This is a genomic window from Mesorhizobium sp. B2-6-2 (assembly GCF_006440615.1).
In the GTDB taxonomy this organism is placed as follows: Bacteria; Pseudomonadota; Alphaproteobacteria; order Rhizobiales; family Rhizobiaceae; genus Mesorhizobium.
This window is the reverse complement of sequence record NZ_VFUG01000011.1, coordinates 47,976-64,020: the sequence shown is the minus strand read 5'-3', so window position 1 is coordinate 64,020 and position 16,045 is coordinate 47,976. Positions and strand designations below refer to the sequence as shown.

Annotated in this window: 18 protein-coding genes; 14 read left to right on the top strand and 4 right to left on the bottom strand. The window is 64.1% G+C overall.

Going from position 1 to position 16,045, the window contains the following annotated elements:
• Positions 1-8 precede the first annotated feature (8 nt).
• The 7 genes from ribH (at position 9) to FJ419_RS20740 (ending at position 6,345) form a co-directional block, all read left to right on the top strand.
• On the top strand, positions 9-503 hold the full coding sequence (gene ribH / locus FJ419_RS20775) for a 6,7-dimethyl-8-ribityllumazine synthase (RefSeq protein WP_140641425.1): 495 nt from the start codon (positions 9-11) through the stop codon (positions 501-503).
• Positions 500-994 (top strand): transcription antitermination factor NusB, encoded by a 495-nt coding sequence (gene nusB, locus FJ419_RS20770; RefSeq protein ID WP_140541285.1) that lies wholly within the window; start codon positions 500-502, stop codon positions 992-994. Before ribH ends, nusB begins: the two co-directional genes overlap by 4 nt.
• 8 nt (positions 995-1,002) lie before the next feature.
• Positions 1,003-2,214 (top strand): MFS transporter, encoded by a 1,212-nt coding sequence (locus tag FJ419_RS20765; RefSeq protein WP_140697848.1) that lies wholly within the window; start codon positions 1,003-1,005, stop codon positions 2,212-2,214.
• A 160-nt stretch (positions 2,215-2,374) separates the two neighbouring features.
• Complete coding sequence (locus tag FJ419_RS20760) at positions 2,375-3,286, top strand: ABC transporter substrate-binding protein (protein ID WP_140697525.1); 912 nt, start codon at positions 2,375-2,377, stop codon at positions 3,284-3,286.
• A gap of 214 nt (positions 3,287-3,500) precedes the next feature.
• A complete protein-coding gene (locus tag FJ419_RS20750) occupies positions 3,501-4,664 on the top strand; it encodes an ABC transporter permease (RefSeq protein ID WP_140697522.1) in 1,164 nt (387 codons plus the stop codon).
• On the top strand, positions 4,661-5,599 hold the full coding sequence (locus tag FJ419_RS20745; RefSeq protein WP_140697519.1) for an ABC transporter ATP-binding protein: 939 nt from the start codon (positions 4,661-4,663) through the stop codon (positions 5,597-5,599). The genes FJ419_RS20750 and FJ419_RS20745 overlap by 4 nt, the downstream gene beginning before the upstream one ends.
• The gene (locus FJ419_RS20740) at positions 5,596-6,345 is read left to right on the top strand and encodes an ABC transporter permease (RefSeq protein ID WP_140697516.1); all 750 of its coding nucleotides are present in this window, start codon (positions 5,596-5,598) and stop codon (positions 6,343-6,345) included. Before FJ419_RS20745 ends, FJ419_RS20740 begins: the two co-directional genes overlap by 4 nt.
• A gap of 195 nt (positions 6,346-6,540) precedes the next feature.
• On the opposite strand, the gene FJ419_RS20730 is transcribed toward FJ419_RS20740, so the two are convergent.
• Positions 6,541-6,744 carry a type II toxin-antitoxin system HicB family antitoxin gene (locus tag FJ419_RS20730; RefSeq protein WP_140633856.1) on the bottom strand — a complete coding sequence of 68 codons (204 nt, stop codon included), beginning with the start codon at positions 6,742-6,744 and terminating at the stop codon, positions 6,541-6,543.
• Between the two features lie 359 nt (positions 6,745-7,103).
• Here FJ419_RS20730 and FJ419_RS20725 point away from each other — a divergent pair, with 359 nt between their 5' ends.
• Positions 7,104-9,245, top strand: coding sequence for a sodium-translocating pyrophosphatase (locus FJ419_RS20725; protein WP_140697513.1), 2,142 nt, complete (start codon positions 7,104-7,106; stop codon positions 9,243-9,245).
• An 84-nt stretch (positions 9,246-9,329) separates the two neighbouring features.
• On the opposite strand, the gene FJ419_RS20720 is transcribed toward FJ419_RS20725, so the two are convergent.
• The 3 genes from FJ419_RS20720 to FJ419_RS20710 form a co-directional block, all read right to left on the bottom strand.
• A complete protein-coding gene (locus tag FJ419_RS20720; RefSeq protein WP_246679274.1) occupies positions 9,330-10,319 on the bottom strand; it encodes a glycosyltransferase family 2 protein in 990 nt (329 codons plus the stop codon).
• A 1-nt stretch (position 10,320) separates the two neighbouring features.
• Positions 10,321-10,866: a dTDP-4-dehydrorhamnose 3,5-epimerase family protein gene (locus FJ419_RS20715; RefSeq protein ID WP_246679272.1), complete on the bottom strand. Its 546-nt coding sequence runs from the start codon at positions 10,864-10,866 to the stop codon at positions 10,321-10,323.
• Positions 10,867-11,004: 138 nt separating this feature from the next.
• Complete coding sequence (locus FJ419_RS20710) at positions 11,005-11,529, bottom strand: outer membrane protein assembly factor BamE (RefSeq protein ID WP_140541295.1); 525 nt, start codon at positions 11,527-11,529, stop codon at positions 11,005-11,007.
• 117 nt (positions 11,530-11,646) lie between these two features.
• Between FJ419_RS20710 and FJ419_RS20705 the strand changes: the two genes are divergently transcribed.
• The 6 genes from FJ419_RS20705 (at position 11,647) to FJ419_RS20680 (ending at position 16,022) form a co-directional block, all read left to right on the top strand.
• Positions 11,647-12,189 (top strand): ubiquinol-cytochrome C chaperone family protein, encoded by a 543-nt coding sequence (locus FJ419_RS20705; RefSeq protein ID WP_140541296.1) that lies wholly within the window; start codon positions 11,647-11,649, stop codon positions 12,187-12,189.
• A gap of 11 nt (positions 12,190-12,200) precedes the next feature.
• Entirely contained in the window at positions 12,201-12,746 is a 546-nt protein-coding gene (locus tag FJ419_RS20700; protein ID WP_140697507.1) for a YceD family protein, read from the top strand.
• Between the two features lie 129 nt (positions 12,747-12,875).
• On the top strand, positions 12,876-13,943 hold the full coding sequence (gene plsX / locus FJ419_RS20695; protein WP_140541298.1) for a phosphate acyltransferase PlsX: 1,068 nt from the start codon (positions 12,876-12,878) through the stop codon (positions 13,941-13,943).
• A gap of 9 nt (positions 13,944-13,952) precedes the next feature.
• On the top strand, positions 13,953-14,924 hold the full coding sequence (locus tag FJ419_RS20690) for a beta-ketoacyl-ACP synthase III (protein ID WP_140697505.1): 972 nt from the start codon (positions 13,953-13,955) through the stop codon (positions 14,922-14,924).
• A 104-nt stretch (positions 14,925-15,028) separates the two neighbouring features.
• The gene (locus tag FJ419_RS20685) at positions 15,029-15,352 is read left to right on the top strand and encodes an integration host factor subunit alpha (protein ID WP_040983242.1); all 324 of its coding nucleotides are present in this window, start codon (positions 15,029-15,031) and stop codon (positions 15,350-15,352) included.
• Between the two features lie 130 nt (positions 15,353-15,482).
• Positions 15,483-16,022, top strand: a complete 540-nt coding sequence (locus tag FJ419_RS20680) for a MerR family transcriptional regulator (protein WP_040983239.1) — start codon at positions 15,483-15,485, stop codon at positions 16,020-16,022.
• Positions 16,023-16,045 lie beyond the last annotated feature (23 nt).

Below are 16,045 nucleotides of genomic sequence, written 5' to 3'. Positions count from 1 at the left end.
AGACTTTTATGGCTGGCACATCCCAACATGGCAAAGCGTTCATTCGCCCGAAGGCGAAGGCGCATCTGCTCATTGTCGAAGCGCGCTTTCACGACGACCTCGCCGATGCCCTGCTCGAAGGCGCGACCGGCGCGCTCGATGAGGCCGGCGCCACCTATGACGTCGTCACGGTTCCCGGCTCGCTCGAAATACCTGCTGTCATCACCTTCGCGCTCGATGGAGCGGCCGAAGGCGGCACGCATTACGACGGTTTTGTTGCGCTCGGCACCGTCGTCCGTGGCGACACCTATCATTTCGACATCGTCGCCAATGAATCGAGCCGCGCGCTGATGGACCTTTCGGTGCAGGAGGCGATCGCGATCGGCAACGGCATTCTTACCACCGAAAACGACGCGCAGGCATGGGCGCGCGCGCGCAAGACGGAAGGCGACAAGGGCGGCTTCGCCGCACGCGCGGCGCTGACCATGATCGCCCTCAAAGAAAAATTCGGAGCCCAATCGTGAGCGATCCCGCCTCGACCGGAGCGGCGCGCCACGCCAATAAGCGTGGGGCTGCCCGTCTTGCCGCCGTCCAGGCGCTTTATCAGATGGATGTGGCCGGCAGCGGCGTCTTCGAGATCACGGCCGAATACGAGACCTTCCGCCTCGGCAAGGAAGTCGACGGCGCGCTCTATCGCGAGGCTGACGCGCAATGGTTCCGCGCTATCCTGACTGGCGTCGTCGAGAACCAGAAGACCATCGATCCCGTCATCCGCCAGGCGCTGACCGAGGACTGGCCGCTGTCGCGGCTGGATTCGACGCTACGCGCCATCCTGCGCGCCGGCGTCTACGAATTGATGAAGCGCGAGGACGTGCCGGTGGCCGTCATCGTTTCCGAATATGTCGACATCGCAAAAGCCTTTTACGAGGAAGACGAGCCGAAGCTGGTCAACGCCGTCCTCGATCGCGTCTCGCGCCGGGTTCGCGGCGAGGGGCGAGGCAAGGACGCTTCGTGACGACCGCAATGGCCGCGATCGCCGAGACCGGCAGGGAAGGGCGCCGCACGGCGGTGCTGCTTGCCGCTGCGCAGGCGATTGTCGGTTCGGCAGCTCCGATCGCCATTTCGCTCGGCGCGCTTGCCGGCCAATATCTGCTCGGCCCGGACAAGTCGCTGGCGACGGCGCCGGTCACCGGCTTCAATCTTGGCGTGGCGCTCGGGTCCTTGCCGGCCGCCGCCATCATCCGCAGCCTTGGCCATCGCGGCGGCTTCATGACCGGCACCATCGTTACCGCGCTCGGCGGCCTGATCGCGACGCTTGCGCTCTATCAGGCGAGCTTCTGGCTGTTCGCCTTCGGCCTCTGCGTCATCGGTGCCGGCGGCGCTTTCGTCCAGCAATTCCGCTTCGCCGCCGCCGACAACGCGCCGCCCGAGTTCAAGGCGCGCGCCATCTCCTTCGTGCTGGCGGGCGGCATCATCACCGCCGTCCTCGGGCCGCAGATCGTCATCTACACGCGCGAATTGCTGGCTCCGGTGATGTTTGCCGGGTCTTTCGTCTCGATCCTGCCCCTGGCGGCGGTCGGCGCGCTCATCCTGTCGTTCCTGCGGGTTTCCTCCCGGACCGGCGCCGTCACTGAAACCGCTGCAAGCGATGCCCGCCCGCTGATTGAAATCGTCGCCCAGCCGCGTTTCATCGCCGCATTGTTCTGCACCGTCGGCAGCTACGCGCTGATGAGCTTCGTCATGACCGGCGCGCCGCTCGCCATGGTCGGCTGCGGCCTGTCGGAAGACAATGCCACGCTTGGCATCTCGTGGCACGTCATGGCCATGTTCGGGCCAAGCTTCTTCACCGGCTCGCTGATCCATCGCTTCGGCGCCGAACGCATCGTCGCCACCGGCCTTGTCCTGCTGATCGGCTGTGCTGCCGTGGCGCTTTCCGGCTTGGCGCTCTGGCAGTTCTGGACGGCGCTGATCCTGCTCGGGCTCGGCTGGAATTTCGGTTTCATCGGCGCCACCGCAATGGTCGCGGCCAGCTACCGGCCCTCCGAGAAGAGCAAGGTTCAGGGTTTCCATGACTTCGTCCTGTTCGGCTCCGTCGCCTTTGCCTCGCTGATGTCGGGCGCGATCTACAATGCGTGGGGCTGGACCATGCTGAACTGGATCGTCTTCCCGGTCGTCGCGCTCTGCTTCCTGGCGCTCGGGACCCTGAAGCTGACGGGCTTGCGCGCCGCCAGCTGACATCACGCTGTCGGGACTGCCTGCCGCGCTTCCCTGGCGCTGGGAACAAAGATATTGCGCTGATCCCCTCAATTATGAAACCGTGTACCCCGACTGGCCGTTATAGCCGTGCTCACATGCGGCCACCGACTAATCGGTCCACAGCAAGGGATTTTTCACAATGTTTTCAATCGGAAAGCTCGCCGTAGCGGCCATCGCGCTCGGCCTTGCGACGGCCTCGGCCAGCGCTCAGGTGGTCGTCTCCTCGAAGATCGATACCGAAGGCGGGGTGCTGGGCAACATCATCCAGCTCGTGCTCAACGCCAACAACATCAAGACGACCGACCGCATCCAGCTCGGCGCGACGCCCGTGGTGCGCAAGGCGATCACCGCCGGCGAGATCGACATCTATCCCGAATATACGGGCAATGCGGCCTTCTTCTTTCAGAAGGCCGACGATCCTGTCTGGAAGGACGCCGCCAAGGCCTACGAAACCGCCAAGAAGCTCGACTATGACGCCAACAAGATCGTCTGGCTGTCGCCGTCGCCGGCCAACAACACCTGGGCGATCGCGCTGCGCAAGGAAGTGGCCGACGAGAACAAGCTCGTCACCTTGACCGACTTCGGCAAATACGTCGCGGGCGGCGGCAAGGTTGTGCTGGCGGCCTCCGCCGAGTTCGTCAATTCGGCGGCGGCGCTCCCGGCCTTCCAGACGACATACGGCTTCACGCTGAAGCCGGACCAGCTGATCACGCTCTCCGGTGGCGATACCGCCGCGACCATCGCAGCCGCCGCCAACCAGACCAACGGCGCCAACGCCGCCATGGTCTATGGTACGGATGGCGGCATCCAGCCTTCCGGCCTCGTCGTGCTCGAGGACGACAAGGCTGTGCAGCCCATCTATCAGCCGGCACCGATCATCCGCGAGAAGGTGCTGAAGGAACATCCCGAAATCGAGGCGCTGCTGAAGCCGGTCTTCGCCAAGCTCGATCTCGTCACGTTGCAGGAGCTCAACGGCCGCGTTCAGCTGGGCGGCGAGCCGGCGAAGGGGGTGGCGGAGGACTTTTTGAAGAAAAACGGGTTTTTGAAATAGATAAACCTGCCTTGAAAAGCGAGAGGTCGGTGCAAGGCGCCCCCCTCTGTCCTGCCGGACATCTCCCCCTCAAGGGGGGAGATTGGCAGTTGCCGCGCCTCGCTCCCTTCTCCGGCCTTGGTGATTGGCGAAGGCCCACGCGACATCTGATCTCCCCCGCAGAGGGGGAGATGGCCGGTAGGCCAGAGGGGGGCGCCTCGCGCAAACGCGCGTCATGAGCATCCGCCTCGACAAGCTCGGCGTCGTCATTGCCGCGATCGTGGCCTATGCCGCGTTCCTCGCCCCGTTCGCGACGTTTCGGGCCAACCGTATCGTGCCCGGGCAGGCGCGCTCGATCCTCGAAGCGCTGCCGTCCACGCTTGGCATGCTATTGCTGGCGATAGTGATGGCGGCCGCGATCGTCGCCCTGCTCAGGACGCCGCTTTTGCTCAGGCTGATCGCCGGTGTCGCGGCGCTGGTCGCGCTTACGATCCTTATCGGTGTTGCCGGCGGTTTTCTGACGCCCGCCGGCAACACCTTCGCTCGCGTCTCGCCGGCCTCCGGTTTCTGGCTGCTGATCTTTGCCTTTACCTTGCTTCTCGCGGACGTGTTGACCCGGCTGAACCTGTCGCCCGGGGCGCGCGTCGGCGTGCTCGTGCTGGCCGCTTTAGCCATTGCCGCGTTGCTCGTTTCGGGACGTTGGGACAGTCTTTCCATCCTCAAGGAATACGCCAGCCGCGCCGACAGTTTCTGGGCCGAAGCTTCCAAGCACGTCACGCTGGCGCTTGGCTCGCTGGCCGGCGCGGTGATCGTCGGCATTCCGCTCGGCATCTTGTGCCATCGCGTCGAGAAGTTGCGGGCAGGGGTGCTCAATGTGCTCAACATCATCCAGACCATTCCGTCGATCGCGCTCTTCGGTTTGCTGATCGCGCCGCTCGGCTGGGTCGCCGTGCATGTGCCGGGTGCCGCCGCGGTCGGCATCAGGGGCATCGGCACCGCGCCGGCCTTCGTCGCGCTCTTCCTCTATTCGCTGCTGCCGGTGGTGGCGAATACGGTGGTTGGGCTGGCTGGTGTACCCCGCGCGGCCAACGACGCCGCGCGCGGCATGGGCATGACCGATCGCCAGCGCCTCTTCGACGTCGAGTTCCCGCTCGCCTTTCCGGTGATCCTGACCGGCATCCGCATCGTGCTTGTGCAGAACATCGGGCTTGCCACTATCGCGGCGCTGATCGGCGGCGGCGGCTTCGGTGTGTTCGTTTTCCAGGGTGTCGGCCAGACGGCGATGGATCTGGTGCTGCTCGGCGCGCTGCCGACCGTGGCGCTGGCCTTTGCTGCGGCGATCATCCTCGACGCCGTCATCGAGATGACCGCCACCAGGCGCAGGGTTGAAACGGCATGATCGAGATCGAAGGCATCACCAAGCGCTATGACGAGACGACGGTGGTCGACAATGTTTCGATGGTCATCGAGCCGCGAACCATCGCCACCATTGTCGGCACGTCGGGATCCGGCAAGACGACGCTGCTCAGGATGATCAACCGGCTGGTCGAGCCGAGCGCCGGCGTCGTCAAGCTCGACGGCGCCGACAACCGCTCGGTGCCCGGCTATCAGCTGCGCCGCAGCATCGGCTACGCCATCCAGGGCCACGGCCTGTTTCCGCATCGCACGGTGGCGCAGAATATCGCCACCGTGCCGTTGCTGCTCGGCTGGGACAGGGATCGCATCAAGGCCCGTGTCGACGAGTTGATGACGCTCTACCAGCTCGACCCCCAGGCATATGGCCCGCGTTACCCGCACGAGCTTTCCGGCGGCCAGCAGCAGCGCGTCGGCGTTGCCCGCGCTTTGGCCGCCGAGCCCAACGTGCTTTTAATGGATGAGCCCTTCGGCGCGCTGGATCCGATCATCCGCACCAAGGCGCAAGAGGACCTGCTGGCGATCCAGAAGCGCTTCGGCACCACCATCATCCTCGTCACCCACGACATGGAAGAAGCCGTGCATCTGGGCGACAAAATAGCCGTCATGGATGCCGGCAAGCTGGTGCAATACGCAAGACCGGCGGAGATTCTGGCCAGGCCTGCGAACGGCTTTGTCGAGACACTGGTCGGCGCCAGCGAAAGGCCGTTCCGGCTGCTGTCGCTCGGGCCTGTGCGCGATGCGGTGGAGCCCGGCGGTGCCGAAGGCGAGGCGATCCCCGGCGAAGCCACGCAGCGCGACGCCCTGGCCGAGCTCTTGTGGTCGGGCCGCCCGGCGCTGCCGGTGAAAGGCGCCGACGGCAAGCTGCTTGGCCGCGTCACCGTCGAAGGCCTGGTCAAACGCGCGGCGAGGCCGCGATGAAAGCCTGGCTGCCCGCGCTGCTGAGGCTGGCTGTCCTCTTGCTGCTGGCGGTCTTCATCACCAGCCCGAACTGGTTCGAGCCGCTGCTGAAACCGCTGACCGAGAATGGCGCGCCGGCGATCTACAACCAGGGCAGCCTGCTGACGCTGACATTGCAGCATCTGCGGATCGTGCTGATGGCGACGGTGGCGGCGACGATCGTGGCCGTGGCTTTGGCCATCCTGGTCACCAGGCCGGCCGGCGCCGAGTTCCTGCCCTTGTCGCGCAGCCTGGTCAATATCGGCCAGACCTTCCCGCCGGTTGCGGTGCTGGCGCTTGCTGTGCCGGCCGTCGGCTTCGGCGAGAAGCCGACGCTGATCGCGCTCTTCCTCTACGGCCTGCTGCCGATCTTCGAGAATGCGCTGACGGCGCTCACCACGCTGCCCGGCAACGTGACGGAAGCGGCGCGCGGCGCAGGCATGACCGGCTGGCAAAGGCTGATGAAGGTCGAGCTGCCGCTGAGCGCCCCGGTGATCCTCGGCGGCATCCGGCTCTCGGTGGTCATCAGCCTCGCCACCGCGACCATCGGCTCGACGGTTGCCGCCAAGACGCTCGGCGAGGTGATAATCGCCGGCCTGATCTCGAACAACCTTGCCTTCGTGCTGCAGGGCGGCCTGATCGTCGCGGCGCTTGCAGTGCTGATCTATGACGGCCTGTCGGCGATCGAACGCTACGCCGCGCGGCGTATGGGGCAGGGGGCGGAGTAGCTGCCCTCAAACGTCGTTTTCGTCGATTTGTGCCATCTTCAAAAGATGGCGCAGGAGGCTTGTCGCCATGTATCGGGATGGAGAGACGTACGATGCTTCCCTCCTTTCCATAGATGTGATGGCTCCCGGCAATGCGCAGAAGCAGCCAACCTTGCCGCTCGACAATACGGGCAAGGTCCTTGCCGGAAATGGACTTCAAACGGCGATTTCCACTATCCTGCCTGGCTCAGAAGTGAATGACGATGGCAGGTCGACAGAAAGGCAGCCCTCAATGGCCTCACGCAGGTTTGCCAGAAGCTCGTCCAAGGTTTCTCCCTGAGTCGCGCATCCGGGGATGGCCGGGACCTCAGCCCAGAATCCACCCTCGTCGGCTTCGTGGACGATAGCCTTGAATTTCATCGATTAACTCCTGTCTTGCCTGGAAGATATGCTCACAATGAGTATTTGCAAAGCGAACGCTCCAGCCCCTCGAGGCATATGAGCGCTAGATCGCGGCGCCCGCCATCACCGGTGAGCTGGTCCGGTTTGCCGCGCTCGTTCTATTTCAATCGATCTAATTCCATGGCTGCGACAGGGCGAACGCCGGCACCATCGTCTTTTGGGCGAAAGCCGGGCAAAAACCGAACAATATCTTGACGTTCCAAGCCCTGTTTCGCATACACCCCAGCCAAGGGGTGGATTCCGCGTGCGGCATCCGTCCCCGTTCCAACGGCCCAGGGAGGGGTTCTTTTGGGCCATCAATCGAGGAAAATCCGGCAATGACCATCATTACCGCCGTCATCGCCTGCGGCCTGCTGTCAGTTCTGTACGCCATCTGGGCGACACGTTCGGTCCTTGCGTCCGATCAGGGCAATCAGCGCATGCAGGAAATCTCCGCCGCCATCCGCGAAGGCGCCCAGGCTTATCTGGCGCGCCAGTACACGACCATCGCGATCGTCGGCATCGTCGTTCTCCTGCTTGCCTGGTGGCTGCTTTCGATCACCGCCGCCATCGGCTTCCTGATCGGCGCGGTGCTCTCGGGCGCCGCCGGTTTCATCGGCATGCATGTCTCGGTGCGCGCCAATGTGCGAACCGCGCAAGCCGCTTCGAACAGCCTTGCCGCCGGCCTCGACATCGCCTTCAAGTCGGGCGCCATCACCGGCATGCTGGTCGCGGGCTTGGCGCTGCTTGGCGTCTCGATCTACTACTTCATCCTGACCGGCCCGATGGGCCTGCAGCCGAACGACCGCGTCGTCATCGACTCGCTCGTCGCGCTCGGCTTCGGCGCCTCGCTGATCTCGATCTTCGCCCGTCTCGGCGGCGGCATCTTCACCAAGGGCGCCGACGTCGGCGGCGATCTCGTCGGCAAGGTCGAGGCCGGTATCCCGGAAGACGACCCGCGCAACCCGGCCACCATCGCCGACAATGTCGGCGACAATGTCGGCGACTGCGCCGGCATGGCCGCCGATCTGTTCGAGACCTATGCGGTGACCGTCGTCGCCACCATGGTGCTCGCCGCCATCTTCTTCGGCGGTACCGCGGTGCTGGGGGCCGCGATGCTCTATCCGTTGGCCATCTGCGGCGCCTGCATCCTGACCTCGATCGTCGGCACTTTCTTCGTCAAGCTGGGTTCCAACGGCTCGATCATGGGCGCGCTCTACAAGGGCCTGATCGTCACCGGCCTGCTGTCGATCGTCGGCCTCGCCGTCGCTACCTCGGCCACGCTCGGCTGGGGCGAGGTCGGCACCGTCGCCGGCATCGTCATCACCGGCAAGAACCTGTTCATCTGCGGCCTGATCGGCTTGGCTGTGACCGGCTTGATCGTCGTGATCACGGAATATTACACCGGCACCAACAAGCGTCCGGTGAACTCGATCGCTCAGGCGTCGGTGACCGGCCACGGCACCAACGTCATCCAGGGCCTCGCGGTCTCGCTGGAATCGACGGCGCTGCCGGCCATCGTCATCGTCGGCGGTATCATCGCCACCTACCAGCTCGCCGGCCTTTTCGGCACAGCGATCGCCGTCACCACCATGCTCGGCCTGGCCGGCATGATCGTGGCGCTCGACGCTTTCGGCCCGGTCACCGACAATGCCGGCGGCATCGCCGAAATGGCCGGCCTGCCCAAGGAAGTCCGCCACTCGACCGACGCGCTCGACGCCGTCGGCAACACCACCAAGGCGGTGACCAAGGGCTATGCCATCGGCTCGGCCGGCCTCGGCGCGCTGGTGCTGTTCGCCGCCTACTCGAACGACCTCAGGTTCTTCGCCGCCAATGGCGACAAGTACCCCTACTTCCAGGGCATGGGCGAGATCTCGTTCGATCTCTCCAACCCATATGTCGTCGCCGGCCTCATCTTCGGCGGCCTGATTCCCTATCTGTTCGGCGGTATCGCGATGACCGCGGTCGGTCGCGCCGCCGGCTCGATCGTCGAGGAAGTGCGCAAGCAGTTCCGCGAGGACAAGGGCATCATGGCCGGCACCTCGAAGCCGAACTATGCGCGCGCCGTCGACATCCTGACCAGGGCGGCGATCCGGGAAATGATCATTCCGTCGCTGCTCCCGGTGCTCGCGCCGCTCGTCGTCTATTTCGGCGTGCTTCTGATCTCGGGCTCGAAGGCCTCGGCCTTCGCGGCGCTCGGCGCCTCGCTACTCGGCGTCATCGTCAACGGCCTCTTCGTCGCCATCTCGATGACCTCCGGCGGCGGCGCCTGGGACAACGCCAAGAAGTCGTTCGAGGACGGCTTTACCGACAAGGACGGCGTCAAGCACCTGAAGGGTTCAGAAGCGCACAAGGCCTCGGTCACCGGCGACACCGTCGGCGATCCCTACAAGGACACCGCCGGCCCGGCCGTCAACCCGGCGATCAAGATCACCAACATCGTCGCGCTGCTTCTGCTCGCGGTGCTCGCGCACGGCTGATTGCAGCGGCCATTCCAGGACAAAGCCCGCGGGAGCGATCCCGCGGGCTTTGTATTTCGGCATGACATCATGCATTCCGGGCACTCAACTGGCTTCCGGCCTTTCGCCGCCACGGCGATAGCGGGCCAGCAACGCGTTGGCGTCTGGTTCTCGCTCGGGCATCGGCGGCAAGCCGCGTGTCCGGCGCAGCATGGCAATGAACGCGCCGCGGCGATATTGGCGGCGGAAGGACCGCGCCCGCGGATGTATGCCAAACATGGCCAGAAGCCTGCGTTTGAGATAGCGGGAGCGCTTGAGGGGGGCAGGTTCCTCGGCGTTGCCGAGAATCCTGACCCGCAACGCGTCTGGCGCATCCATCGCGTCCATCAGCTCTTCCTGTTCCCGCGCCGTATCTCGCGCATAGCTGCCTTCGCGCTTGCCCGAATGCAGCATGAGCACGGTTAGATGGGGCATTGTCGCAATCACAGCACCCTTGCGCCAGGCACGGAACAGCCAGTCCTGGGAACTCTCGCAAACGCACTGGCTGGCCGGGCGCCATGGTCCAAGCCTCGGCAGCGACGTCCGCCGGATCATTTGCGCGGAGCCGAATCCGACAGTGGTAACTGGGTCATAGAAGCCGTCCCGGCCCATCCCGAGGATCATATGTCTGGAGCCTTTGCTCGCGGACGACTCGATGACTGCACCTCGGGCGATCACCACATCGGCACCGGTGGCGTCGATCCAGCCGCACGTGGACGCCAGATGGTCGGGAAACCATAGATCGTCATGGTTCAAGATGGCGATGAAGCGGCCGCGGGCCCGGGCAAAGCCGATATTGTTCGGACCCGACTGCTCGCCGAAGTTCACCGGAAGATCGATATAGGAGATGCGGGCGTCCTCGAATGCAGCGACCGTGGCCGCGGTGTCAGGGCGGCACGCGTCGCCGATGACTATGGCCTCCCAGTCCTGCAGGGTCTGACCAACGAGGCTCTTCAGGGCTTGATGCAGCACCGCCGGACGATTGTGCGTCGCTATCACGATCGAGACCAGCGGTTCGATCGGTCCGATTGGCGCGCCTTGACCGGCCTGTTCCACACTACACCAGCTTGTAGGGGATTTGTTCCGTATCGGGCGGCAGGCGCCAATGGTCGGGCGCGTCATAGGCGTAAGCCTTGTCGACGAGGTTTAGCAGCAACGCTGTCTCCGGTCCGAGGGCGACGACACCGTGCCGGACGCCGGGCGGAATGGTCACGATTGCCGGTCGCGAGGCGCCGACGATCTTGTGCCAGACCGTGCCGAAACTGGGCGAGGCCTTGCGCCCGTCGAAAAGCGATATCCGCACGCTGCCGGCGCAGCAGAACAGGCGGTCGAGAGTCGCCGCATGTGCGTGCCAGCCCGTCACCGCGCCCGGATACATGGTGCGCTGAAACACTTGCCCGACCGGCGATTGATCGAGAGCCCATTCCTCGCGAAAGATCTCGGTCAGGTAGCCGTTGGAAGTCGCGACGGGTCTGATTTCCTTGAATGCGACGCCCTCGATCGGCGGCGCATCGACGGCAAGCCAGTCCGGCGTCACCGTCTGTTGGTCAGGCGTGCCGGTCGCCATCCAGCCCTGCGGTACGGTACGATCGTTGTTGCTCATATCCAGCCCCCCGGAAATCGCCAAAGCGTCATACGTGGCTATGCGGGCATAGGCAAGCGCAGTCGGACGGTCGCCGGCAGGCGACGAAAGACCGTCGATCGAAGTCTTTCGTTCAATCAGGTTGCCGGGCGAGCGAACTCAGGGCGTACCGCCGCTACCGCCGCCGGGGATGCCGGGCGCCAGCTTGCTGGCGCCGCTGATGACCTGGCTCAGGAAGTTCTGGTCCTTGCCGCCGGTCGGCGTCGTCCGCGAGATGAAGTCGAAGACCTTGCCGTCCTTGAGACCGTAATTGGCGATCTGGGTAACGCGGCCGTCAGCGCCGAAATAGACCGCCAGCACGTGCTGGTCGACGATGCGCGGGTTATCGAAGGCGACGTAGCGCTTGCGCGTTTGCGAGATGTAGTAGAAGGCCTCGTTGTCGAACGTCGCCGTCGTCGACGGCGTGCCCAGCGCCAGAAGCACCTGCTCGCGGCTCGATCCGACCGGCACCGAATCGATCGCCTGCTGGTCGATGACGTAGCCTTTCGTCAGCGTCTCGCTCGGATGGAGATCTCCGAACATCTTGGACGAATTGCAGGCGGAAAGCGCTGACACCATTACCAGCAGCGAAGCCGCGCCCACTGGGGCGGGCGCAAAGAACGACTTGAATTTCAGCGCACCCAACAACAAATCTCCATCACATCCCCGCAACTTGCGCTGGGCCGCAAAACCGGTAAACCAGCTTGCATGCCGATGCAACAAGGCCAAATCAAACAACAGGTCCCCGGGAGACCGCCCTCAATGTTCCAGCGCCTTTTTGGCCGCGAACGCAATGCCAACCGCGCTATCACCGACGCGCTCTACGCACAAATCGTGGCGGCGGCGCGGCAAACGGTGTTTTATTCCGACTGGAATGTGCCGGATACGCCGCTCGGCCGCTTCGAGATGCTGTCGCTGCACATGTATCTTGTCCAGCACCGGCTGCATGGCGGGCAAGGCGTGGCCGCCGAGGTCGCGCAAGTGCTGATCGACGAGTTCTTCCTCGATGTCGAGCATTCGCTGCGCGAACTTGGCATTGGCGATGTCGGCGTGCCCAAACGCATGAAGAAGCTGGCAAAGATGTTTTACGGCCGTACGGCTGCCTATGACGAAGCGCTCAAGGAAGACGATCGGGTGGCGCTTGCGGCGGCGCTCGCCCGCAACGTCAGGCCAGACTCCGGCCCCTGGCCGCAGGCGCCGCTGCTGGCGGACTATGTCTGCGAGGCCTCGCACAAGCTTGCCGCCCAGCCGACCGAATCGATCGCCGCCGGCACCGCCGCGTTCCCGGCGGCCGGGGCAGCGTGAAGGAGGCCGGCATGAAAGACGCATTGCGTAGCCCGGTATCCTTCGTCGCCAATGTCGCGCGCTTGCCGCAAAAGGGCCTGCCTGTCCTTGTCGAGGCCGATGAGCGCCAGCGCGAGGCGCTTGCCGCCGAATATGATCTGCTTTCGGTCGAGAGCTATCGCGCCGAACTGCTTGTGGTCCCCTGGAAGCGCAATGGCGTCAAGGTCACCGGTCGCGTCGCGGCCGACATCACGCAAGCCTGCATCGTCACCCTGGATCCGGTCGCCGCGCATATCGACGAGCCCGTTGAGGCGCTGTTTCTGCCCGAGCAGTCGAAGCTTGGGCGCGAAGGTTTCGAAGGCGGCGGCGAGATCGTCCTCGACGCCGACGGGCCGGACAGTCCGGAGACATTTTCCGGCGACACCATCGACGTCGGCGGGCTGGCCGAACAGTTTTTCGGTCTGGCCATCGACCCTTATCCGCGCAAGTCGGGAGCCTCGCTCGACGTCGCCGGCGACGATCAGATCGAGGAAAGCGAATTCCAGAAAAAGCTGCGTTCGCTGCTTGGAAAATCCTGAGGTGGTCCGGATTTTGGAAAAGTTGGTTGTGCGCAGGCACAAAACCGCTATTTTCGCCGGACCTTCGCGAGCCCCATTACCTCGGCAGGCGTCCGCCGCAAGCCAGGCAAACCGTGAGAAAAGCACTACGTGATAAGGATTTCCATCGATGCCATGGGCGGCGATCACGGACCGAGCGTGGTCATCCCGGCGCTGATGACCGTCGCCATCCGCCGCCCTGACATCCGCTTCGTCGTCTATGGCCGCGAGGACGTGGTGCGTCCTGAACTCGCCAAGTTCCCGAAACTCGCCGAGATAAGCGAGTTCGTCCATTGCGAGATCGCCGTACGCATGGATGACAAGCCGAGCCAGGCGCTTCGCCACGGCCGCTGGAAGTCGTCGATGTGGAAGGCCGTCGAAGCGGTCAAGAACGGCGGCGCGCAGGCCTGCGTTTCGGCCGGCAACACCGGCGCGCTGATGGCGATGTCGAAATTCTGCCTGCGCACGATGGCCACCATCGACCGCCCGGCGATCGCGGCGCTCTGGCCGACAACGCGCGGCGAAAGCGTGGTGCTGGATGTCGGCGCCACCATCGGTGCGGATGCGCATCAGCTTATCGATTTCGCCATTCTGGGTACCGGCATGGCTCGCTCGGTGTTTGGCGTCGAGCGGCCGAGCGTCGGCCTGCTCAATGTCGGCGTCGAGGAGATCAAGGGCCAGGAAGAGGTCAAGGAAGCCGGCCGCATGTTGCGCGAGGCTAACATGGCCTCGATGAATTATCGCGGCTTCGTCGAGGGCGACGATATCGGCAAGGGCACGGTCGACGTGGTGGTCACCGAGGGCTTCGCCGGCAACATCGCGCTCAAGACCGCCGAGGGCACCGCAAGGCAGATCGCCGGCTATCTGCGCGCCGCCATGAGCCGCACGCTCATGGCCAAGATCGGCTACGTCTTCGCCAAGGGCGCCTTCGACAGGCTGCGCGAGAAGATGGATGTCGGTCGCTCCAATGGTGGCGTCTTCCTGGGATTGAACGGCATCGTCGTGAAGAGCCATGGCGGCGCCGATTCGGACGGATTCGCGGCCGCCATCGAGCTCGGCTACGATATGGTACGCAACAATCTGCTTGACCGGATCGAGGCCGACCTCGATCTGTTCCATGCGCGCAACCCGACCGCGCAGGCAAACAGGAAGTCCGGCGTCGCCGACGCCGAGGAATAGGAAAGAGCCTTGATCAGATCAGTCGTGCGCGGCAACGGTGCCGCGCTGCCCCGCCGCATCATGAAGAATGCCGACTTCGAAGGCATGGTCGAGACCTCCGACGAGTGGATCGTCCAGCGCACCGGCATTCGCCAGCGCCACGTCGCCGCCGATGACGAGACGACTGCCTCACTTGGCGAGGATGCGGCGCGCGCCGCGCTCGACAGCGCCGGCATGACGCCGGCCGATATCGATCTCATCATCCTGGCGACCTCGACGCCCAACAACACGTTCCCGGCGACGGCTGTCGAAATCCAGAACCGGCTCGGCATGCATCACGGCTTTGCCTTCGACCTGCAGGCCGTGTGCTCGGGCTTCGTTTACGCCGTCGCCACTGCCGATCTCTATATACGCGGCGGCCTGGCCAAACGCGTCCTGGTGATCGGCTCGGAAACATTCTCGCGCATCCTCGACTGGAGCGACCGCTCGACCTGCGTGCTGTTCGGCGACGGCGCCGGCGCGCTGGTTCTCGAAGCGGAAGACGGAGCCGGCGCGATCACCGATCGCGGCGTGCTGGCCGCAAGCCTGCGCTCCGACGGCGTGCACAAGGACAAGCTCTTCGTCGACGGAGGCCCTTCGACCACGGGAACGGTCGGCCATTTGAGGATGGAAGGCCGTGAAGTGTTCAAGCATGCCGTGGGCATGATCACCGACGTCATCGAGGCGACCTTCAGCGAGGCCGGCATAACGGCCGAGGACCTCGACTGGTTCGTGCCGCATCAGGCCAATAAACGGATTATTGACGCTTCCGCCAAGAAGCTCGGGATTGCCGAAGAGAAAGTGGTGGTCACCGTCGATTTACACGGTAACACCTCGGCTGCTTCGGTGCCGCTCGCTTTGTCGGTGGCCGTCGCCGACGGTCGCATCAAGAAGGGCGACCTGGTTCTTCTCGAGGCGATGGGTGGAGGCTTCACCTGGGGCGCGGTGTTGCTCAGCTGGTAAGTGCCGAACTCGCCGGTTCGGTCCTTGACCTTGCCGGATCAATTACTTAGGCTCAGCCTTTGCCTGTATCGATTTACGTTTTTGCGAGCAGATGGGACGGTCGCATGGGGGGAAAGACACTTACGCGTGCCGACCTTGCTGAAGCCGTTTACCGGAAGGTTGGTTTGTCGCGAACGGAATCGGCGGAACTCGTCGAGGCTGTGCTGGACGAAATCTGCGAAGCCATCGTTCGCGGTGAGACGGTCAAGCTGTCGTCCTTCGCCACCTTCCATGTCCGCTCCAAGAACGAGCGCATCGGCCGCAATCCCAAGACCGGCGAGGAAGTACCGATCTTGCCGCGCCGGGTGATGACGTTCAAGTCCTCGAACGTGCTCAAGAACCGGATCCTGCGTTCGCATCAGAACAGCAAGGGCAAGGGCGGCAAGTAGTTTGCTGGCGAATGCGGTTGAAAACCGCCGCCGGTTTTGACGCTGGGCTTGAATATCGTTTCATAAATCGCTGAAATAGATGCGATTCGGCACCATGCCCGGATCGTGGTCCAGTGTGGAGGATTGGCCCATGGACAAGAGCCCCGATGCTTTCCGCACCATCAGCGAAGTCGCGGAAGATCTTGATCTGCCGCAGCACGTGCTGCGTTTCTGGGAGACCCGCTTCACCCAGATCAAGCCGATGAAGCGTGGCGGTGGCCGGCGCTACTACCGGCCGCAAGACGTCGAGCTCATCAAGGGCATCCGGCATATGCTCTACGATCAGGGCTATACGATCAAAGGCGTGCAGAAGCTGTTGCGCGAGAACGGCAACCATTTCCTGGTCGCCATCGGCAATGGCGACATGGCCGCGGTAGAGGCCATCGCCCAGCGCCGCCAGGCCGAGCAGGTGCCGCTGACGGCGGCCGCGCAGCCGCGCGGCGACGAAGACGCGCTGGTTGGCCAGCCGAAGGTGAAGCCCAGCCGCCGTTTCTTCGGCCTCGGCAAGAGCGACGACGAAGGTCCGGTTCAACCCGACTCGTCGAAATTGTCGCGTGACAATCGCGCCTTGCTGCAGGAGGCGCTGTTCGACTTGCTGGAATGCAAGCGTCTGCTCGACCAGGTTCGTTGAACGGTCATATTCGTTTTAACCGC